Source organism: Streptomyces sp. (genome assembly GCF_036524955.1).
Classification (GTDB): Bacteria; Actinomycetota; Actinomycetes; order Streptomycetales; family Streptomycetaceae; genus Actinacidiphila.
This window is the reverse complement of record NZ_DATDBG010000200.1, coordinates 1-18,840: the sequence shown is the minus strand read 5'-3', so window position 1 is coordinate 18,840 and position 18,840 is coordinate 1. Positions and strand designations below refer to the sequence as shown.

General features: G+C 73.3%; 19 protein-coding genes. 9 read left to right on the top strand and 10 right to left on the bottom strand.

Going from position 1 to position 18,840, the window contains the following annotated elements; genetic code table 11:
• The first annotated feature begins 43 nt into the window (after window positions 1–43).
• Genes VIW71_RS16585 through VIW71_RS16575 form a run of 3 tightly spaced genes read left to right on the top strand, consistent with a single transcriptional unit; the run spans window position 44 to window position 2,162 of the window.
• Window positions 44–1,468 (top strand): alpha,alpha-trehalose-phosphate synthase (UDP-forming), encoded by a 1,425-nt coding sequence (locus tag VIW71_RS16585; RefSeq protein ID WP_331623074.1) that lies wholly within the window; start codon window positions 44–46, stop codon window positions 1,466–1,468.
• A 50-nt stretch (window positions 1,469–1,518) separates the two neighbouring features.
• Complete coding sequence (locus tag VIW71_RS16580; protein WP_331623073.1) at window positions 1,519–1,770, top strand: hypothetical protein; 252 nt, start codon at window positions 1,519–1,521, stop codon at window positions 1,768–1,770.
• Complete coding sequence (locus VIW71_RS16575; RefSeq protein WP_331623072.1) at window positions 1,770–2,162, top strand: DNA-binding protein; 393 nt, start codon at window positions 1,770–1,772, stop codon at window positions 2,160–2,162. Before VIW71_RS16580 ends, VIW71_RS16575 begins: the two co-directional genes overlap by 1 nt.
• Window positions 2,163–2,226: 64 nt before the next feature.
• Here the strand turns inward: VIW71_RS16575 and otsB are convergent, their stop codons facing one another.
• Together otsB and VIW71_RS16565 are read right to left on the bottom strand one after the other, a co-directional pair.
• On the bottom strand, window positions 2,227–3,075 hold the full coding sequence (gene otsB / locus VIW71_RS16570; protein ID WP_331623071.1) for a trehalose-phosphatase: 849 nt from the start codon (window positions 3,073–3,075) through the stop codon (window positions 2,227–2,229).
• Between the two features lie 88 nt (window positions 3,076–3,163).
• Window positions 3,164–3,544 carry a DUF3263 domain-containing protein gene (locus VIW71_RS16565; RefSeq protein WP_331623070.1) on the bottom strand — a complete coding sequence of 127 codons (381 nt, stop codon included), beginning with the start codon at window positions 3,542–3,544 and terminating at the stop codon, window positions 3,164–3,166.
• A gap of 330 nt (window positions 3,545–3,874) precedes the next feature.
• On the opposite strand from VIW71_RS16565, the gene VIW71_RS16560 reads away from it, so the two are divergent.
• The 3 genes from VIW71_RS16560 (at window position 3,875) to VIW71_RS16550 (ending at window position 7,217) form a co-directional block, all read left to right on the top strand.
• On the top strand, window positions 3,875–4,807 hold the full coding sequence (locus VIW71_RS16560; RefSeq protein ID WP_331623069.1) for an ROK family protein: 933 nt from the start codon (window positions 3,875–3,877) through the stop codon (window positions 4,805–4,807).
• Window positions 4,807–5,967: an N-acetylglucosamine-6-phosphate deacetylase gene (nagA, locus tag VIW71_RS16555; protein ID WP_331623068.1), complete on the top strand. Its 1,161-nt coding sequence runs from the start codon at window positions 4,807–4,809 to the stop codon at window positions 5,965–5,967. Before VIW71_RS16560 ends, nagA begins: the two co-directional genes overlap by 1 nt.
• 290 nt (window positions 5,968–6,257) lie before the next feature.
• The gene (locus VIW71_RS16550; protein ID WP_331623067.1) at window positions 6,258–7,217 is read left to right on the top strand and encodes a 1-phosphofructokinase family hexose kinase; all 960 of its coding nucleotides are present in this window, start codon (window positions 6,258–6,260) and stop codon (window positions 7,215–7,217) included.
• A 381-nt stretch (window positions 7,218–7,598) separates the two neighbouring features.
• Here VIW71_RS16550 and VIW71_RS16545 read toward each other — a convergent pair whose 3' ends face one another.
• Window positions 7,599–8,579: a carbohydrate-binding protein gene (locus tag VIW71_RS16545; RefSeq protein WP_331623066.1), complete on the bottom strand. Its 981-nt coding sequence runs from the start codon at window positions 8,577–8,579 to the stop codon at window positions 7,599–7,601.
• Between the two features lie 182 nt (window positions 8,580–8,761).
• Between VIW71_RS16545 and VIW71_RS16540 the strand changes: the two genes are divergently transcribed.
• Window positions 8,762–10,021 (top strand): SAM-dependent methyltransferase, encoded by a 1,260-nt coding sequence (locus VIW71_RS16540; RefSeq protein WP_331623065.1) that lies wholly within the window; start codon window positions 8,762–8,764, stop codon window positions 10,019–10,021.
• A gap of 63 nt (window positions 10,022–10,084) precedes the next feature.
• On the opposite strand, the gene VIW71_RS16535 is transcribed toward VIW71_RS16540, so the two are convergent.
• On the bottom strand, window positions 10,085–11,059 hold the full coding sequence (locus VIW71_RS16535; protein WP_331623064.1) for an NAD-dependent epimerase/dehydratase family protein: 975 nt from the start codon (window positions 11,057–11,059) through the stop codon (window positions 10,085–10,087).
• A 103-nt stretch (window positions 11,060–11,162) separates the two neighbouring features.
• Here VIW71_RS16535 and VIW71_RS16530 point away from each other — a divergent pair, with 103 nt between their 5' ends.
• Window positions 11,163–12,305 carry an NADH-quinone oxidoreductase subunit D gene (locus VIW71_RS16530; protein ID WP_331623063.1) on the top strand — a complete coding sequence of 381 codons (1,143 nt, stop codon included), beginning with the start codon at window positions 11,163–11,165 and terminating at the stop codon, window positions 12,303–12,305.
• 101 nt (window positions 12,306–12,406) lie between these two features.
• On the opposite strand, the gene VIW71_RS16525 is transcribed toward VIW71_RS16530, so the two are convergent.
• The 4 genes from VIW71_RS16525 to VIW71_RS16510 form a co-directional block, all read right to left on the bottom strand.
• On the bottom strand, window positions 12,407–13,456 hold the full coding sequence (locus tag VIW71_RS16525; protein WP_331623062.1) for a hypothetical protein: 1,050 nt from the start codon (window positions 13,454–13,456) through the stop codon (window positions 12,407–12,409).
• A gap of 162 nt (window positions 13,457–13,618) precedes the next feature.
• Window positions 13,619–14,605, bottom strand: a complete 987-nt coding sequence (locus VIW71_RS16520; RefSeq protein WP_331623061.1) for an ABC transporter substrate-binding protein — start codon at window positions 14,603–14,605, stop codon at window positions 13,619–13,621.
• Window positions 14,602–15,306: an ABC transporter permease gene (locus tag VIW71_RS16515; RefSeq protein WP_331623060.1), complete on the bottom strand. Its 705-nt coding sequence runs from the start codon at window positions 15,304–15,306 to the stop codon at window positions 14,602–14,604. Before VIW71_RS16515 ends, VIW71_RS16520 begins: the two co-directional genes overlap by 4 nt.
• The gene (locus tag VIW71_RS16510; RefSeq protein WP_331623059.1) at window positions 15,303–16,028 is read right to left on the bottom strand and encodes an ABC transporter permease; all 726 of its coding nucleotides are present in this window, start codon (window positions 16,026–16,028) and stop codon (window positions 15,303–15,305) included. The genes VIW71_RS16515 and VIW71_RS16510 overlap by 4 nt, the downstream gene beginning before the upstream one ends.
• Before the next feature lie 161 nt (window positions 16,029–16,189).
• On the opposite strand from VIW71_RS16510, the gene VIW71_RS16505 reads away from it, so the two are divergent.
• Window positions 16,190–17,344: an ABC transporter ATP-binding protein gene (locus tag VIW71_RS16505; protein WP_331623058.1), complete on the top strand. Its 1,155-nt coding sequence runs from the start codon at window positions 16,190–16,192 to the stop codon at window positions 17,342–17,344.
• 99 nt (window positions 17,345–17,443) lie between these two features.
• Here the strand turns inward: VIW71_RS16505 and VIW71_RS16500 are convergent, their stop codons facing one another.
• Together VIW71_RS16500 and VIW71_RS16495 are read right to left on the bottom strand one after the other, a co-directional pair.
• The gene (locus VIW71_RS16500) at window positions 17,444–17,926 is read right to left on the bottom strand and encodes a rhodanese-like domain-containing protein (protein ID WP_331623057.1); all 483 of its coding nucleotides are present in this window, start codon (window positions 17,924–17,926) and stop codon (window positions 17,444–17,446) included.
• Window positions 17,926–18,435, bottom strand: coding sequence for a cysteine dioxygenase (locus tag VIW71_RS16495; protein ID WP_331623056.1), 510 nt, complete (start codon window positions 18,433–18,435; stop codon window positions 17,926–17,928). Before VIW71_RS16495 ends, VIW71_RS16500 begins: the two co-directional genes overlap by 1 nt.
• Between the last annotated feature and the right edge of the window lie 405 nt (window positions 18,436–18,840).

Here is an 18,840-nt window from a genome sequence, read left to right as displayed (position 1 = left end):
CGTGGGACGTTTGAGACAGGACTTCCACGGCTAGGCTCGCCGCATGGCCCTCGCATCGCGTGCCGCGCACATCCTGGTCGCCTCCAACCGCGGCCCGGTCTCGTACGCCGTCGGCGACGACGGCACGCTGACGAGCCGGCGCGGCGGCGGCGGGCTGGTCTCCGGGCTGAGCGCGATCGGTCCCGACGCGGGCGCGGTGTGGGTGTGCGCGGCGCTGTCCGACGCCGACCGCGAGGCGGTCCGGCGCGGGGTCGCCGAACCGGGCACACGCATGATCGCGGTCGAGCCGGAGGTGTTCGAGGCCGCTTACAACGGGATAGCGAACTCCGTGCTGTGGTTCGTCCACCACCTGCTGTACCAGACGCCGCTGGAACCCGCCTTCGACGAGGACTTCCGCCGGCAGTGGGCGGCGTACGAGAGGTACAACGCCGCTTTCGCCGACGCGCTCGCCGAGGAGGCGGCACCCGGCGCCGCCGTCCTCGTGCAGGACTACCACCTGGCGCTGGTGCCCGCCCTGCTCCGCGAGCGCCGCCCCGACCTGCGGATCGGCCACTTCTCGCACACCCCGTGGGCGCCGCCGGACTATTTCCGGCTGCTGCCGGACGATGTGGCGGCGCGGGTCCTCGAAGGCATCCTCGGCGCGGACCGGGCGGCCTTCCTCACCCGGCGGTGGGCGGACGCGTTCGCGGCGTGCTGCGTGTCGGTGCTGGGTGCGTCGTTGTCCGAGGACGGCCGGTCGGTGGTGCACCGGGGCCGTACGACACGGCTGGGCGTGCACGGGCTCGGTGCGGACGGCGACTTCCTGCGCGAGCGGGCGCACCGGGAGGACGTGGGCGAGCGGATCTCCGTGCTGCGCTCGGAGGTCGGGCCCGGCCGCAAGCTGATCGTCCGGGTGGACCGTACGGAGCTCTCCAAGAACATCGTCCGCGGCCTGCTCGCCTACCGCCTGCTCCTGCACGACCACCCCGGCTGGCGCAGCCGCGTCGTCCATGTCGCGTTCGCCTACCCCTCCCGCCAGGACCTCGCGCTCTACCGGGACTACACCGCCGAGGTCTTCCGGCTCGCCGCCGAGATCAACGCGGAGTTCGGCACCGGGGACTGGCTGCCGGTCATCCTCAAGGTGGACGACGACTTCCCCCGTTCCCTGGCCGCCTACCGCCTCGCCGACGTCGCCCTGGTCAACCCCATCCGCGACGGCATGAACCTGGTCGCCAAGGAGGTTCCGGTCGTCTCCGACCACGGCGTCGCCCTCGTGCTGTCCCGCGAGGCGGGAGCGCACGCGGAACTCGCCGACGACGCGATCGTCGTCAACCCCTACGACATCAGCGCCACCGCCGCCGCTCTCAACACCGCGCTCACCATGCCCGAGGCCGAACGCGCCGCCCGCACCAAGCGCCTCGCCGACGCCGCCACCGCCCTCCCCCCGACCCGCTGGTTCCTCGACCAGCTGGAGGCCCTGCGCGCCTGACGGAAGTAACGCGGCGCCACGCGATTACCACCATTGGTAGCATCGGCGGTATGAGCGGTAGCAAGAAGTACTCGATCAGTCTGCCCGAGGAACTCGCCGAGACCGTGCGTCAGCATGTCGGCGCGGGCGGATTCTCGGCCTACGTCGCCGAGGCGTTGGAGCAACGGGTGGCAATGGACAAGTTGCGCGAGATCGTGGCGGATTTCGAGACCGACCACGACGAACTCACCGACGCCGAGGTGGAGGCGGCCCGCGCCCTGCTGCGCCACGACCACCGCAGGGCCGGCGGAGCTGCAGCCTGATGCCGGGCACACTGGTGCTCGACTGCGAGGGACTGTCGAAGCTGTACCTGAAGGACCGTACGGTCGTCTCGTTGATCATGGCCGCCGCTGATGAAGGAGTTCGCGTGGTCACGAGCGCGATGACGACGCTGGAGGCGGATTACGAACGCGTCCACCCGGCACGTATCACGTGGGTCCTTTCCCGTATCGACATCCACGATGCCACCCGGCAGGTCACCGATCGGGCCGCCGAGTTGCTGCGCGCTCACGGTCTGCACGGCCACAAGTACGCGATCGACGCGGCCCTCGCCGCGGTCGCACGGGCGGCACCGGAGCCCGTGACCCTGCTGACCTCTGACCCCGAGGACCTTTCCCTGCTGTGCGGACCGTCCGTCGAGATCGTCAAGGTCTGACCGACGGCACGCACAGACCGGACGGCAGGCGCTCGCCGGCGGCGTGAGCGGCCGGCGCGGGGGCTCAGCCGAGCGCGTCGGCGAGGGCGTTGAGGAGGGTGACGACGCCTTCGGGGCCGGGGACCGTGAGGTCGGCCTCGGAGAGAACCTCCTTGGGGGTCTCGGCGGTGCCGGCCGCGGCGACGAGCAGGCCGGGGAGGCCTTCGTCGCGGAGGGCGTGGACGGCGGCGAAGGCCGCGAGATCGCCGAGGTCGTCGCCGCCGTAGAGGACGGAGGCGGCGTCCACCTCGCGGAGGTAGGCGGCGAGGGCGACGCCCTTGTCCACCCCCGGGGGACGCAGTTCGAGGACGAAGCGACCGGGTTCGACCATCAGGCCGTGGCGTTCGGCCAGTTCCGCGAGCGGGAGGCGGAGGGCTTCGAACGCGGCGTCGGGGTCCTCGGTGCGGCGGGTGTGGACGGCGACCGCGCGTCCGCCCTTGTCCTCGATCCACGTGCCGTGCCAGGCGCCGATGCGGTCGAGGAAGCCGGGGAGCTCCGCGCGTACGGCGGTGACGCCCGGGTGCGCGCCCGGGGCGCGGACCTCGCCGGTGTGCGCGTCCCACCGCTCGGCGCCGTAGTGGCCCAGCACGACGAGGTGCTCCAGGCCCGGCACCCCGGCGAAGCCGCCGTAGCGTACGGCGACGCCCGCCGGGCGGCCGGTGACGACGGCGACCGCTGCGAGGTGCGGTGCGAGCCGGGCCAGCGCCGGTACAGCGCCGGGGTGGGCGCGGGCCTGCTCGGGGTCGGGCACGATGGGGGCGAGGGTGCCGTCGAAGTCGAGCGCGACCACGGCTCGTTCGGGCCGCGCGAGCAGCGCCGCGAGGCCTTCCTTTCCCTCGGGCGTATGGGGCGTGAGCAAGTCGGCGGAGGCCATGGTGCCGACCCTACCCGCGCCCACCGGGCGCATGCCCGGCGTACGGTGGCACGACCTGCTGTTCCGGAGCTGTCCGCCCGCGGTCCGCCTACCGTTCACCCCGGTGCCGCTCACGCTCCCTGCGCAGGCGGTTGACGGTGACCGGGGCGTGGCGCAGGGCGCGGGGATCGTCCAGCAGGGCGTTGAGCCGTTGGAAGTACGCGGTCGGCGAGATGCCGAGCCGTTCCCGGATCGCCCGCTCCCGGGGGCCGGGGCCGCTGAACGTTCGGCCCGCGATGTCGAGGACGGCCAGGTCCCGCTCCGAGAGTCCGCCCGAATCGCCCTGCCCCTCGGCGGCCTCCGCGCCGGAAGGACCGGAAGGACCGGAAGGACCGGAAGCCTCGGAAGGGCCGGAAGCCCCGGACCGCGGAGCCCCGGACCGCGCGGGCGCCTTCGAAGCCCCGGCAGACCCCTCGTCCGCCTCCCCCATCACACCCACTCCCTTCCCGCCCGGACCACCTCCGGCAGCCGGTTCAGGAACTGTACGAGATGCGCGGTGCTCCGGGTCCCTCCGCATGGCCTGCGCGGCGGTGACCGTCGCATCAGGGTCACGCGACACCACGTCGCCGCAGGGTGAGCGGATCGCCGAGGTCACGCCCGGCCAGGGCCGAGGTCTGCACCGTCCGTGACATCGGTTCGCCGGCCGGGTGGCGGGAGTCACGGATGCGGCTCCGGCAGAACGGCGAGAAGACCGGGAACCGTGATCTTCCCCCGCGAGTGGACTAGACCTTTCTGGGGGTGAGCCGCGAGACTGTCTTCCGTGAGACACGTCATCGCCCTCGATGTGGGCGGCACCGGGATGAAGGCCGCCCTGGTCGCCGCGGACGGCGCGCTGCTGCACCGGGCGCGCCGCCCCACCGGCCGGGACCGCGGTCCCGACGCCGTGGTCACCGCGATCCTCGACTTCGCCGCCGAGCTGCGCGACCACGGCGTACGCGAATACGGCGAAGGCGCCGCCGCGGCCGGTGTGGCCGTCCCCGGCATCGTCGACGAGGCCGACGGGCGCGCCGTCTACGCCGCCAACCTGCGCTGGCGGGACGTCCCGCTACGGGCGCTGCTCTCCGAGCGGCTCGGCGGCCTGCCCGTGGCGCTCGGCCACGACGTCCGCACCGGCGGGCTCGCCGAGGGCCGGATCGGCGCGGGCCGCGGCGCCGACCGCTTCCTCTTCGTCCCGGTGGGTACCGGCATCGCGGGCGCGATCGGCATCGACGGCCGGATCGAGGCGGGCGCGCACGGCTGCGCGGGTGAGATCGGCCACATCGTGGTCCGCCCCGGCGGACCGGAGTGCGCCTGCGGGCAGCGCGGCTGCCTGGAGGCGCTGGCCTCGGCCGCCGCGATCACCCGGGCGTGGGCCGCGGCCGGCGGAGACCCGGACGCGGACGCCGCCGGCTGCGCGCGAGCCGTCGCCGCCGGGGACCGCACCGCGAGCGCCGTCTGGCGGGAAGCGGTCGACGCGCTCGCCGACGGCCTGGTCACCGGCCTCACCCTGCTGGACCCCCGGGTCGTGATCATCGGCGGCGGCCTGGCCGAAGCCGGCGACACCCTCTTCGGCCCGCTGCGGGCGGCCGTGGAGGCACGTGTCACCTTCCAGAAACCGCCCCTCGTCGTACCCGCCGCGCTGGGGGACACCGCCGGCTGCCTGGGCGCGGGCCTGCTCGCCTGGGATCTGATCTCCGTGGAGGTAACCGCCTGATGGCCCCCGTAACGACAACGCGGCGCACGGTGCTGACGGGTGCCCGGGTGGTCCTGCCGTCCGGCGTGGCGGAAGGCGGCCGGCTGACCGTCGACGGCGCGTCGATCGCCGCGAACGAGCAGGCCGAGCAGGTCACGTACGACCTGGCCGGGCAGGGGTACACGATCGTCCCCGGCTTCGTGGACCTCCACAACCACGGCGGCGGCGGTGCGTCCTTCACCTCCGGGACCGCGGACGACGTCCTCACCGGGATCCGCACCCACCGCGCGCACGGCACGACCACGCTGGTCGCCTCCACCGTCACCGAGCGCCTGGACGTGCTCACCCGGCAGGCCGGCCTGCTGTCCGAACTCGTCGAGCAGGGCGACCTCGCGGGCATCCACTACGAGGGGCCGTTCATCTCGCCGTGCCGCAAGGGCGCGCACGACGAGGGGCTGCTGCGCCACCCCGACCCGGCGGACGTCCGCAAGCTGGTCGAGGCGGCCCGCGGCCACGCCAGGATGGTCACGCTGGCGGTCGAACTGCCCGGCGGGACGGAGTCGGTACGGCTGCTCGCCGAGCTGGGCGTGGTCGCCGCGATCGGACACACCGACGCCTCGTACGAGCAGACCCGCGCGGCCATCGACGCGGGCGTGACCGTGGCCACCCACCTGTTCAACGCGATGCCGCCGCTCCACCACCGCCTGCCGGGCCCGATCGCGGCGCTGCTGGAGGACGAGCGGGTCACCGTGGAGCTGATCAACGACGGTACGCACCTGCACCCGGCCGTCCTCGGACTCGCCTTCGGCAGCGCGGGCCCGGAGCGGGTCGCGTTCATCAGCGACGCGATGGACGCGGCCGGCTTCGGCGACGGGCTGTACGAACTCGGTCCGATGCGGGTCGAGGTCCGTGACGGCGTGGCGCGGCTGGTGGAGGGCGGCTCGATCGCCGGGTCGACGCTCACCCTGGACACCGTGTTCAAGCGGGCCGTCACGCTGGACGGCCTGTCGCTGCCCGACACCGTACGGGCCCTGTCCACCAACCCGGCCCGCCTGCTCGGCCTGGCCGACCGGATCGGCACGCTGGAGCCCGGCAAGGACGCGGACCTGGTGGTGCTGGACGAGGCATACGACGTGGTGGGCGTGATGCGGAAGGGCACGTGGGTGGTCCGGCCGGAGTGACAGGCGGGCGCGAGATCCCCGCCGGAGCGACAGGCAGACACGGGTCCCCGCCGGAGTGACAGGCGGGCAGGAGATCCCGACCGCCGCGACAGGCAGGCGGGTCCGGCCGGGCTGACAGGCGGGCAGGAGATCCCGACCGGAGTGACGGGCAGACGCGAGATCCCCACCGCCGCGGCAGGCAGGCGCGCGACGTCTTTTCCGTGCGTCGGCAACCGTCACCGGGTGAACAGCTTCGTAAAGGCGGTCGACCCGGTCTGGGCCGACCGCCTTTGTTTTGTCATCATCGACGCGTGATCATCACCGTCACGCTGAACGCCGCGCTGGACGTGACCTACCGGGTCTCCTCCCTGCGCCCGCACACCACACACCGGGTCCTCGACACCGCGGAACGGCCCGGCGGCAAAGGAATCAACGTAGCCAGAGTGCTGGCCGCGCTCGGCCACCGCACCGTCGTCACCGGCTTCGCCGGCGGCCCGGTGGGCGAGGAACTGCGCCGCCGGCTCGCCGAGGCCCCGCGTGCCAGCCCGGCAGGCCGCCCGGTCCCGCTCACCGACGCGCTCGTGCCGATCGCGGGCGCCACCCGGCGGACCGTCGGCGTCGTGGACGACGCGACCGGGGACACGACGATGTTCAACGAACCGGGGCCCACGGTGAGCACCACCGAGTGGGCGGCGTTCCTGGGCACGTACCGGGAACTGCTCGCCTCCGGCGAGGCGACCGCGGTCGCACTGTGCGGCAGCCTGCCGCGGGGCCTGCCGGTGGGCGCCTACGCCGACCTGGTACGGGAGGCGCGGGCGGCCGGGGTCTACGTACTGCTGGACACCAGCGGGGAGCCGCTGCGGCGCGGGCTGGCCGCGCGGCCCGACTTGATCAAGCCGAACGCGGACGAGCTGATGGCGCTCACCGGGTACTCCGAGCCCGCCCGGGCGGCCCGGGTCGCGCGGCGGCGGGGGGCCAGGGCGGTGGCCGCGTCCCTCGGCGATCGGGGGATGCTCGCGGTCACCGACGAGGGCGACTGGCAGGCGCCGCCGCCCGGAGGCCGACTGGCCGGCAATCCGGCCGGGGCCGGCGACTCGGCGGTGGCCGGGCTGCTGTCCGCCCTGGTGGAGGGGCTGCCATGGCCGGACCGACTGGCCCGGGCCGTCGCGGTCTCCGCGGCGACGGTGGTGGCACCGGCCGCCGGGGAGTACGACCGGGCCACGTACGAGAAGCTGCGCAACCGGGTGGAGGTGACGGCTGCCACGCCCTGACCAGTGCCGCGTCAGCCATGTCAGCCGCGTCCGTCAAGATGTGCCCCGTCGCGACGCCCGGCAGGTCACCTCGCGGCGTTGCCGCACCGACCGGACAGGCCGCCTACGGGGCCGATCCGGCGCCTTGCGACGCACCGCCGCCGGACGACGCTCCTTGACGGGCGAACCCTGAATGCCGCGGCACCAGGGCCTGTCTCACACATCCCGCCTGCCCCGCGGCGCGCCCGGCACGCACGCCCGCCGCGTTGCCGGGACCGTCCGAGGAGGTTCACACCACGACCACCATGCCCGCCACGAGGGCGGCCCTCCGCCGTGCGTTCGTACGCACCGGACACCGCGAGCCCGCCCCGCGGGCGGACGGCGCCATGCGTCCGACGGGCCCTAGTCCGAGACCTGGCCCTGCTTCAGCCACACCTGGTCGAGGTTCACCCCGCACTGGTTGCCCGGCGCGCAGGTCAGGGAGAGCGTGTTCTCGCCCTTCTTCAGGTCCACCCAGGAGTAGGTGTGGTTGTTCCACGCCTTCGCCCAGTCGGTGTAGTCGCCGTAGTTCATCAGGTTGACCGCGTCGGAGCGGGGCTTGCCGTTCACGCCGAGGGTGAGGGTGGCGTCGTCGCCCGCGTTGCCGTAGCTGATGAAGAACGTGTACGCGCCGTCCTCCGGGACCGTGACCCTCCACTCCACCGAGGCGCCGACACCGGACAGGTGGTCCACGTACATGCCGCCCGCGGCGTTGGCGCCCGGCCACTGGGTGCTCTGCTGGGCGCCCCCGACGAGGGCCAGCTTCGAGGCGTCCATCTTCGACGAGGCGAACGGGGTCGCCGTCGCGGACGGCGTCGGCTCCGTGCTCGGCGCGGTGGTGGTGACCTGCGCGGTCGGCGTCGGCTTGGGGTCGGCGGTCTTCTCCTTGGTGTCCCCGGAGCCGTTGGTCATCGCGAAGGCGATGCCGATGGCGACGGCGGCGACCACGGCGACGGCCGCGATCAGCAGACCCTTGCGGCTCCGGGCGTCGGGCCCGCCACCGGACTGGTGGCCGCCGCGGTGGCCACCGCCGCCCGGGGGCTGGCGGGTGTACTCGCGGGTGCCGGGCGCCTGCTGCTGCGCTTGCGGGTACGGCTGGGTGCCGCCGCCGTACTGGTCGTACGACTGCGGCTGCGGGTAGCCGTAACCGCCGGTCCGCGGCGGGTTCTGCTGGGGGCCCGGGTTCGCCGGACGGCGCTCGCCGACCCGCTGCACCTGGTTGTACGAGGTGCGGGGCGAGCGCGGCCCGCCACCGGCCGGTTCGGGCTGGTCGCCGCCTTCGGACCGGTAGAGATACGCGAACGGGTCGTCGTTCTCCGGGGTGCCGTCGTGTCCGGCCGTCATCCGCTGTCCACTCCCTCTTACTGCCTTGCCGCCCACGCACCGCTGTGGCCCATCCGGCGCTGTGGTATTCCGGAACCCTACCGGCCCCCGGTGACACCCCGCCCTGACCTTCGACGCTTCACCAGGTCAGCGCGGTTCCCCTGTGACCGGTCCCACCACAATCCTCACGTACCGTTCACCCCGTGGACGACGAATGGCTGCCCTGGCGCGTCGCGATGGACCGCGCCCTCTACGGTCCCGCGGGGTTCTTCGTGCGCGAGCGCCCCGCGGCCCACTTCCGCACGTCCGTCCACGCGTCGCCGTCCTATGCCCGCGCGGTCGCGGAACTCCTCCGCAGGGTGGACCAGGCCCTGGGGCACCCGGATCCGCTGGACTTCGCCGACGTCGGGGCGGGCGCGGGCGAGCTGTGCGAGGGCGTCCTCGCGGCGCTCCCCGCCGACACCCTGCGCCGTCTGCGCGTCCACGCCGTCGAAAAGGCCCCGCGCCCCGCCGGTCTGGACCCCCGCGTCACCTGGCACGCCACCGCGCCCCCCTCTCTCCGCGGCCTCCTCTTCGCCAACGAGTTCCTCGACAACGTCCCCCTCGACGTGGCCGCGCCGGACGCCCACGGCACCCCCCGCTACCTCCTGGTCCACCCCGACGGCAGGGAACGCCTCGGGGAGCCGGTCCGGGGACAGGACGCGGAGTGGCTGCGGAGATGGTGGCCCCTGCTGCCGGAGAAGGCAGGGGCGGAGGGCCACGCACCGGGGGCCGCCGGCAGCGGGGAGCACGCCCCGGGCCGGCGGGCTCGCCCGGGGGAACCGCGGGAGGACCGGCACCCGACCCCGGTCTCGCACGGACCGGCAGCCGCCGACCGCGGGGACCGCCCACAGGGGGACCGGCGCTCCGCGTCGCATTCGCACGGGTTGGGGGTCTCCCCGCCGAAGGCAGGGGGAGGGCGGGAGAACCCCGCGCCGGTCCGCGCGGGTCACCCGCGCGGACCGGAAGACCTCGCACCGTCCCCCGCGGAAGGACTCCGCGCGGAGATCGGCGCACCCCGCGACACCGCCTGGGCCTCCACCGTCGCCTCGCTCACCGCGGGGCTCGCGGTGGCCGTGGACTACGGGCACACCCGCGGGACCCGCCCCCCGTACGGCACCCTGACGGGTTACCGGGGTGGGCGGCAGGTCCCGCCCATCCCGGACGGCAGCTGCGACCTGACCGCCCACGTCGCCATGGACGCCCTCCCGGGCACCCTCCTCACCCAGCGGTCGGCGCTCCGCGCCCTCGGGATCTCGGGGCAGCGCCCACCCCTCGCCCTGGCCTCCCAGGACCCCGCGGCCTACGTGAGAGCCCTCTCCGAAGCCTCGGAAGCCGCCGAGCTCACGGACGAGGCCGGCCTCGGCCGCTTCCTCTGGCTCGCCACCCCCGTGGGACCCGAGTGCGCCCACCTGCTGCGCTGACCGGCGACCGCACTTGCCGACGCGGCTCCGCGACCGCACCGCGGGGACTCCCGCGGCGAGCCCTCACTCCGCGAGCCGGGCCAGCAGCCTGCGCTCCAGTTCCGCGTCCAGCCCCACCGCCGGCCGGTCGGGCCGCTGCGGCGCCACCCCACCCCGGCCGCACAGCCACTCCCACGTGTCGGCGACCGTCTCCTCGACCGGCCGGCACCGCAACCCCGTGGCCAGCGCCCGGCCGACGTCGGTGCTGTGCATCGTGTCGTGCAGCTCCCCCGGCGGCACCCACACCGGCAGCTGGGTCCACGGTTCGATCCCGGCTGCCTCGATCACCTCGGGCGGCACCCACCGCAGTACCGCGTCCCCGCCGGTGACCCGTAGGCAGGCGTCCAGCAGCCCGCCCATCGTCGTACGGCCGGCCTCGCCGACCAGGTTGAACGGGCCGCCGCGCCGCGCGGCGAGCGCGTCCAGCGTCCAGTTCGCCAGATCGCGCGCGTCCACGTACTGCACGGGGAGCTCGCGCGGACCGGGCGCCGGCACCTCGCCGCCGCGGGCGATGCGGTTCAACCACCACGGCAGCCGTCCGACGTTCTCGCCGGGGCCGAGGATCAGCCCGGCCCGCACCAGCAGCGCCCGCTCCCCGTACGCCTCCTCCGCGGCGATCTCCCCGCCGCGCTTGGCCGCCGCGTAGTCGCCGTCGCCGCCCGCGACGAGCGGCGCGTCCTCGTCGGCGCCGGCCGGCGTCGGGTGCGCGTACACCGACCGGCTCGACACATACGCGTAGCCGCCCACCCGGTCGCCCAGCACCTCCGCCGCCGCGGCCACGGCGGCGGGCGCGCCCGACCACGTGTCGACCACGGCGTCCCAGCTCCCGGTGCGCAGCGCCGCCAGATCTCCTTCCCGGTCCCCCGTCCGCACCTCGACCCCTTCGGGCGCGGGGTGCCGTCCCCGGTGGAACACGGTCACCCCCCAGCCCCTGGCCACCGCCTCGTCCACCACGGCCCGCCCCACGAACTCCGTCCCGCCCAGCACCAGAAGATCCATACCGCCACCCTGCCCCTTCCCCCCGGGCCGGGAACGCCCGCTCGCTCCCGGCGAATCCGCTCTCGGCGGACGCGGGGCGCCGCGGCCCTGCGAGAATGGCCGCATGACGGAGACCACGATCGGGATCGGTGGGGCCGCCGAAGGTACCGACATGGTGCTGAACATCGGCCCGCAGCACCCTTCGACACATGGCGTGCTGCGGTTGCGGCTGGTGCTGGACGGGGAGCGGATCCGCAGCGCGGAGCCGGTCATCGGGTACATGCACCGGGGCGCGGAGAAGCTGTTCGAGGTGCGGGACTACCGGCAGATCGTGATGCTGGCGAACCGGCACGACTGGCTGTCGGCGTTCTCCAACGAGCTCGGGGTCGTGCTCGCCGTCGAGCGGATGCTCGGTATGGAGGTGCCCGAGCGGGCCGTGTGGACCCGGACCCTGCTCGCGGAGCTGAACCGGGTGCTGAACCATCTGATGTTCCTCGGCTCGTACCCGCTGGAGCTGGGCGGGATCACGCCGATCTTCTACGCGTTCACCGAGCGCGAGGAGTTGCAGCGGGTGATGGAGGAGGTCTCCGGCGGCCGGATGCACTACATGTTCAACCGGGTCGGCGGCCTCAAGGAGGACCTTCCGAACGGCTGGCTGGGGCGGGCCCGGCAGGCGGTGGCCGGGGTGCGGTCGCGGATGGGACGCTTCGACGACCTGGTCCTCGGCAACGAGATCTTCCGGGGCCGCACCCGCGGGGTCGGCGTGCTCGCGCAACGAGACGTGCACGCCTTCGGCGTCAGCGGACCCATCGCCCGGGGTTCCGGCGTCGACTTCGACCTGCGGCGCGACGAGCCGTACCTGGCCTACGGAGAGCTGCGCGACACCCTGCGGGTCGTCACCCGGGCCGAGGGCGACTGCCTGGCCCGCTTCGAGGTGCTGCTCGACCAGACGCACAACGCGCTCGACCTCGCCGACGCCTGCCTGGACCGGCTCGCCGAGCTGCCGCCGGGCCCGATCAACCAGCGCCTGCCGAAGGTGCTCAAGGCCCCCGAGGGCCACACCTACGCCTGGACCGAGAACCCCCTCGGCCTCAACGGCTACTACCTGGTCTCCAAGGGCGAGAAAACCCCCTACCGGCTGAAACTGCGCTCCGCGTCGTACAACAACATCCAGGCGCTGACCGTGCTGCTGCCGGGCACGCTCGTCGCCGACATGGTCGCCATTCTCGGCTCGATGTTCTTCGTCGTGGGCGACGTCGACAAATAGGTCAAACAGGTCACGCAGGCAGGTCACGGGTACGCAGGCAGGTCACGCGGGCGGTGAGTGCGCCGCGTCCACCCGGGGCCCGGAGCCCGGGTCCCGGCCGCTCAGGCCTTGGCGCGCAGACCCGACAGGTCGAGCTGCTCGGTCTCGTCGTGGGCCGTCAGATCGATGATCTCGGCGGAAGCTTCGGCGGCCTGGGCGTGCTCGGGGCTCTGCCGGGGCGCACCCGGCTCGGGCGACCGCGCGACTCCGTGCCCGTCCGCGGCCACCGCCGGGTCCGGTTCCGTGTCCGGGTCCACCGAGGGGTGCCCACTCGCCGACGACGCGGGCAGGGCGGGGAGCTTCTGCGTCCCGAAGAAGTCGAAGCCGCCGACAGCGCGGTGTCCGACGGTGCCGGCCGGGCGGACGGGCTGGGCGTACGGGAGGACCGCCGCCGCGACGGCCGGGACCAGCCGGTGTTCGCGGACCGGCAGCCCCGCCGCGGTCTGTGCGGCGCCCGCGGGCCCCTCGGCGGAGGCGGCGTGGCGGCCCTGCGGCTCGTCCGGGACGGCGACGTCCCGGCGTCGAGCGTGCTCGACGGTGGCCTGCGCCCGCTGCTTCGCCGCGTTGCGGGACAGGTCCCGCAACGCCTGCTCGGCTTTGAGGAAGGCAGCCGGGCCGACCGGGGACGGCCCCGCGCCGAGGGCCAGCGGCTGCCGGGTGCCCTCCACCTGGAGCCGGCGGCGGGCTTCCAGCGCGCGGGCCCGCTCGCTCTCGGCGGTGGCGTACCGCCGCAGCAGTTCGGCGTGTTCGGTGCGCAGCCGGGCCAGTTCCGCCCGCTTGGCGCGCAGCTTCTTCTCCAGCCGCCCGCGGATCTCGCGGGACTCCTCCAGTTCGGTCTCCACCTCGGCGATGCGCTCGTCGGTGCGCCACTCGTCGCGCACCCGCGCCGTGGTCAGTTCGGCGACCCGGCGGCCGGCGGAGCGGTCCCAGGTGCGGGCGAGGGCCGCGCCCGCGCAGGCGGTCAGGGCGGTGGCGGCGGTGAGCACCCGCAACGCGGCCGTATCACCGGCGAGCAGGGAGGCGGCGGCGAGTGCCGCGGCGCAGCCAGCGACGGTCAGCGGCGGCAACATCCGGTGCAGCGGCGGGGAATGGCGATGGCGTCCACGGGGCATGGCCAGAAATTTAGCGTGCGCGCAGCGGCCGTGGGGCGGCGGGGGCCTTAATTTTCAAGGGGTTTGCCCTCCGATGAGGCATCGAATACGGAGGGCATTCACCGCGGCACGATGTGTTCCCCATGTGCCCGGGGAATGCCCTCCGTGATCACTTGCGAACCGTTACTTGCTCAGGCCCTTGGACTTCAGGTAGTCCGCCGCCACATCGGCCGGCTTCAACCGCTCGGCGTCCACCTTCTTGTTCAGCTCGGTGAGGTCGGCGGTGGTGAGCACCGCCGTGAGCTTGTCCAGCGCGGCGGCGATCGCCGGGTCGCCGGCGTCCTTGGCGTTGACGACCGGCAGGACGTTGTCCGCGTTCTGCAGGTGCTTGTCGTCGGTGAGCAGCACCAGGTCGTACTGCTCCAGCGTGGCGTCCGTGGTGGTGGTCAGCACCAGCTGGTCGGTGCCGTCCTTGACGGCCTGCTTGGCCTGCGGGGTGCCGACGCCCTTGGGGTCGATTCCGGTGATGTCGATTCCGTACTTCGACTTCAGACCGGGCTCGCAGAACGGCCGGTCGGGGCATTCGTCACCGGCCGCCAATTTGATCTTGAGCTTGGACGCACCCAGATCGGAAAGCGTCTTGAGGTTGTGCTTGCTCGCGAAATCCTTGCTGACCGCGAAGGCATTCTGGTCCACGGCCTGACCGACCGTCAGCACCTTGAGCCCGCGCGGGGTGGCGAGTGTGGTGAGCGCCGCCACCGTGGCGTTCACGTCACCGGAGGCGACCGGCTTGGCGCTGGGGCCGTTCTTCTTGGCGTTGAGGAACTCCGCGAGGGTCGCCGCGTACTCCGGGACCACGTCGATCTGGCCCTTCTCCAGGGCGGGTTCGTACAGCTCACGGTTGGCCAGGGTCTGCACCGACGTGTGGTAGCCGGCGTCCGAGAGCAGTTTGGCGTAGAGCTCGGCGAGCACCGCGCTCTCGGTGAAACCGGCGGAGCCGATCACCAGGTCGCCCTTGCCGCCGCCGGAGCCCGGGTCAGCGCCGTTGCTCGACGGTGACGCCGACTCGGCACCGTTCTCCTCCAGGCTGTCGCCTCCGCAGCCGGCCACGCCCGTCAGCAGCAGGGCGGCGGCAAGAGCCGTACCGGCGACGCGTACGCGTCCGTTCATGGATTCAGCACTCCTGACAGTGGTTTCGCGCCGGGCCGGTTGCGCCGGCGCATGGGGTCGAGCAGCCGTTGCAGGGCCAGGAAGACCCCTTCGACGAGCAGGGCGAGCACGGCGACCAGCGCCGCGCCCGCCACCACCTGGGCGGTGATCTGCCGGTTGAAACCGGCGGTGATGATCCGGCCGAGACCGCCGAAGCCCGCCATGGCGGCGAGCGTGGCGGTGGCCACCACCTGGACGGCGGCGGACCGGATGCCGGTCCAGATCAGCGGGAAGGCCAGGGGCAGTTCGATCCGGAACAACAGCTGACTCCCGGTCATCCCCATGCCGCGGGCGGCTTCCACGACGTCGCGGTCGGCCTCGCGCATGCCGACGTAGGCGTTGGTGATCAGCGGCGGCACCGCGAACAGCACCAGCGAGATGATCACCGGCCAGTCGCTGCCGGAGCCGATCGCGACGAGCAGCAGGGTGAGCACGGCGAAGGTGGGGACGGCCCGGCCGATGTTGGACACGTTGACCGCGAGGCCGCCGCCCTTGCCGAAGTGGCCGAGGGTCACGGCCATCGGCAGCGCGATGACCAGCGCGATGCCGAGCGAGACGCCGCTGAAGTACAGGTGCTCCACCAGTCGGTGCACCACCCCGTCGGAACCGGTCCAGTGGGATTTCGTGGTGAGCCAGTGCCAGGCTCCGGTCACCGCGCTCATGCCGTCGCCACCTTCTCCGCCTCGACGACCTCTGCCGTTCTCAGCGCCTTGCCGCGCCCGCGGTGCGTCCACGGGGTGAGCAGCCACTGCACGCCGAGCAGGGCCACGTCCGCGATGACCGCGATGACCACGCACAGGACGGACGCGGCGAGCACCTGTGCCTTGAAGTTGCTGCCGATGGCCTTGAGCAGCAGGTTGCCGAGGCCGCCGTAGTCGATGATCGCGCCGACCGTGGTCAGCGCGACGGTGGACACGGTGGCGATCCGCAGCCCGGCCATCACCGCGGGCAGCGCGAGGGGCAGTTCCACGGTGAGCAGCAGCCGCAGCGGGCCGTATCCCATCGCGCGGGCCGCTTCCCGTACGTCCGGTGGCACGGCGTCCAGACCGGCGAGGATGTTGCGTACCAGAATGGTCAGCGAATAGAGCACCAGGCCGGTGACCACAAGTGACGGCGAGACACCGTAGACCGGCAGGAGCAGCGCGAACATCGCGAGGGAGGGCACGGTGTACAAGATGGTGGTGACCGCCAGGACGGGTCCGGCCAGTACCCGCCAGCGGCGGGCTATGAGTGCCAGCGGAAAGGCGACGAGCAGGCCGATGGCCACCGACACGGCGGTGATCCAGATGTGCTGGACCGTCGCGTCGGTGAGCTCCTGGCGGTAGTTACGGAGGTATTCCCCGCATATCCAGTCATTCGCGACGAGGCAGTTCTCGGATGCCATGCGTGTCCACCTCCCCCGTCGAGTCGTGCCGCATGCCTGAACCGATCACGCGGCCGAGCCTAGCGCCGCGCGGTGGCATCCAGGCCACCTGCCATCCACCCGCAACACTCCCGCCACACATGGCGAGCAGAGTACGGTGGCAAGCCCATCAGTGAGGACCCATGATCCGATTCGAGAACGTCAGCAAGCGCTACCCCGACGGCACCATCGCCGTGGACGACCTGTCGTTCCAGGTGGGCGCGGGTGAACTGGTCACCCTGGTCGGTCCGTCCGGCTGCGGCAAGACGACCACGATGAAGATGGTGAACCGGCTGATCGAGCCGACCTCGGGCCGGATTCTGCTCGACGGCGAGGACATAGCCGACATCGAGCCGGTGAAGCTGCGGCGGCGGATCGGTTACGTGATCCAGCAAGTCGGCCTCTTCCCGCACAAGTCGGTGCTGGAGAACACCGCGACGGTGCCGGCGCTGCTCGGCTGGAAGCGGGCGGCGGCCCGCGAGCGGGCCGCCGAACTCCTCGACCTGGTCGGACTCGACCCGAAGACCTTCGGGCCGCGCTATCCCGACCAGCTCTCCGGCGGCCAGCGGCAGCGGGTCGGCGTGGCCAGGGCGCTCGCCGCGGACCCGCCGGTGCTGCTGATGGACGAGCCGTTCGGCGCGGTCGACCCGGTGGTGCGCGAGCGGCTGCAGACGGAGTTCCTCAACCTCCAGTCCCGGGTGCGCAAGACGGTGCTCTTCGTCACCCACGACATCGAGGAGGCGGTACGGCTCGGTGACCGTATCGCGGTGTACGGCGAAGGCCGTATCGAGCAGTACGACACACCGGCGACCGTCCTGGGTGCCCCCGCGACCCCGTACGTGGCCCAGTTCGTGGGCTCCGACCGCGGTCTGAAGCGGCTCTCGGTCACCTCGGTCGAGCCCACCGACCTCGAACAGCCCCCGACCGTGCGGCTGGACGACCCGGTTCCCGAGGCGGCGGCCACCATGCGCGGCGAGGACGCCCGCTGGGCGGTCGTCCTGGACTCCGACGGCGAGCTGCACGGCTGGGTCCAGGCGGAGGCGCTCGCCGAGGCGAAGGGCGGTACGGTACGCGATCACGCCCGGCGGATGGAGGCGTGGGTGCCGGTGGGTGCCACGCTCAAGCAGGCGTTCAGCACGATGTTGCAGTACGACGCGGGGTGGATCGCCGTGGTCGACGGCGCCCGGTTCCTCGGTGTCCTGACCCCGGCCCGCCTGCACGAGGCGCTGCGCCGCTCCATCGACGCGGACTCATCCGGGGTGCGCCGGGAGGACGTGACGATCGAGTCGGTGGGGTGACGCGCGCCTGACGGCGCGAGGTGTTCCCGCCCTCCCCCTGCCTTCGCCGGGGGGAGGTCCCGTGCGCATCGTGGTCGAGCGCGGGTCCGCCCGCGGCGGTCAGTGGCCGCCCGCGGCTGCCGCTGCGATGTGGGGCGTCAGCGCGGTGGGGGCGCCGTCGGGTGGCGTGACGGGCAGGCCGGTGGTGCGCCAGGACTGGAAGCCCCCGATGAGGTCGGTGGCGCGGTGGAGGCCGAGGGCGTGGAGGGAGGCTGCGGCGAGGGATGAGGCGTAGCCCTCGTTGCAGAAGACGATCACCTGGAGTTCGTGGCCGGTGGCCTGCGGGAGGCGGTGGGTGCCGAATGGGTCGAGCCGCCACTCCAGTTCGTTGCGCTCGACGATGACGGCGCCCGGCACCGTGCCGTCCCGGTCGCGCAGTGCGGCATAGCGGATGTCGACCAGCAGCGCGCCGTCGCGGGCGGCGTCGGCGGCGGCGCGGGCGTCCAGCCGTACGAGACCCGCCCGTACCGCCGCGAGATGGTCGGTTATCGAGCGGGGGGCGGCGGCGGTCGGGCGGGCGTCGGTGGTCGGGCGGGAAGTCATCACCACTCCTGGGGGTGTTCGACGAGTTCCAGCCGGAGCGTGCTGCCCTTGCGGCTGTAACGGCGGATCAGCGGCAGCGGCGGGTAGTAGGCGTGCACGGAGACGGCGTGGCCGGTCTCGGAGCGGTTGACGACCTGGTGGATGTGGTGACGGCCGAACGCCCGCCCTTCGCCCTCCGGCAGGACCCGGTGGCGGTCCAGGTCCTCGGCCAGTTCCAGGGAGCGCCAGCCCTCGGAGGGCAGCGGCACGGACAGCGACTGCTCGGTCAGTTCGCCCGCGGCGGTCACGAAGACGCCGTACGAGCCGCCGTGATCGTGCCAGCCGGTCTCGGCGCCGGGGGGCCAGCCGATCAGCCACGCCTCGGCTCCACCGGGGGCTTCCAGCCGCACCCAGGTGCGGCCTTCGGGGTCGAGGGGGAGATCGCCGACCAGGGTCCGGTCGGCGGCGACGCGGCGGGCGAAGGCCAGCAGATCGGCTGCGGTGGGCGCGGAAACAGTGCGGGTCGACAAGGGGTACCACCCGGGGGAAGGACGCGCCGGGGCCCCGAGCCGGGGGGCTTCCTCTGACGCGGCGGTGAACGGTAGGCCGGGAGCGCGGGCTAACGCGCGGCGGTACACACGCAGCCAGCGTACCGGAGGAGGTCCAGATGGACCCTCCGGTGCAAGGCCTTGCCGCGTCCGTTCACGGGGTGACTGAATCACGTCGGCCACCCGGCGGTCAAACAGGGTTCCCCCTCCCCGTGTCGTACGGGCACCCCCGCGCCCGGCGGCGCGGGGGTGCTCCCGCCCTCCCGCTGCTTTCGGCGGGGGGACCTCCGCGCCCGTGCGGATCAGTGGGTAAGTGACCGGTTCTCCTGGGGGTGTTGCCCGTCTCCGGACCCGGCGGTGCGCCGTAGGGGCCACCGGGCGGTGGCC

Excerpts from the sequence above, each read along its gene's own strand:
- VIW71_RS16585 (WP_331623074.1), top strand. The coding sequence starts at position 44 with ATGGCCCTCGCATCGCGTGCCGCGCACATCCTGGTCGCCTCCAACCGC.
- VIW71_RS16580 (WP_331623073.1), top strand. The coding sequence starts at position 1,519 with ATGAGCGGTAGCAAGAAGTACTCGATCAGTCTGCCCGAGGAACTCGCC.
- VIW71_RS16575 (WP_331623072.1), top strand. The coding sequence starts at position 1,770 with ATGCCGGGCACACTGGTGCTCGACTGCGAGGGACTGTCGAAGCTGTAC.
- otsB (WP_331623071.1), bottom strand. The coding sequence starts at position 3,075 with ATGGCCTCCGCCGACTTGCTCACGCCCCATACGCCCGAGGGAAAGGAA.
- VIW71_RS16565 (WP_331623070.1), bottom strand. The coding sequence starts at position 3,544 with ATGGGGGAGGCGGACGAGGGGTCTGCCGGGGCTTCGAAGGCGCCCGCG.
- nagA (WP_331623068.1), top strand. The coding sequence starts at position 4,807 with ATGGCCCCCGTAACGACAACGCGGCGCACGGTGCTGACGGGTGCCCGG.
- VIW71_RS16545 (WP_331623066.1), bottom strand. The coding sequence starts at position 8,579 with ATGACGGCCGGACACGACGGCACCCCGGAGAACGACGACCCGTTCGCG.
- VIW71_RS16535 (WP_331623064.1), bottom strand. The coding sequence starts at position 11,059 with ATGGATCTTCTGGTGCTGGGCGGGACGGAGTTCGTGGGGCGGGCCGTG.
- VIW71_RS16530 (WP_331623063.1), top strand. The coding sequence starts at position 11,163 with ATGACGGAGACCACGATCGGGATCGGTGGGGCCGCCGAAGGTACCGAC.
- VIW71_RS16525 (WP_331623062.1), bottom strand. The coding sequence starts at position 13,456 with ATGCCCCGTGGACGCCATCGCCATTCCCCGCCGCTGCACCGGATGTTG.
- VIW71_RS16520 (WP_331623061.1), bottom strand. The coding sequence starts at position 14,605 with ATGAACGGACGCGTACGCGTCGCCGGTACGGCTCTTGCCGCCGCCCTG.
- VIW71_RS16515 (WP_331623060.1), bottom strand. The coding sequence starts at position 15,306 with ATGAGCGCGGTGACCGGAGCCTGGCACTGGCTCACCACGAAATCCCAC.
- VIW71_RS16510 (WP_331623059.1), bottom strand. The coding sequence starts at position 16,028 with ATGGCATCCGAGAACTGCCTCGTCGCGAATGACTGGATATGCGGGGAA.
- VIW71_RS16505 (WP_331623058.1), top strand. The coding sequence starts at position 16,190 with ATGATCCGATTCGAGAACGTCAGCAAGCGCTACCCCGACGGCACCATC.
- VIW71_RS16500 (WP_331623057.1), bottom strand. The coding sequence starts at position 17,926 with ATGACTTCCCGCCCGACCACCGACGCCCGCCCGACCGCCGCCGCCCCC.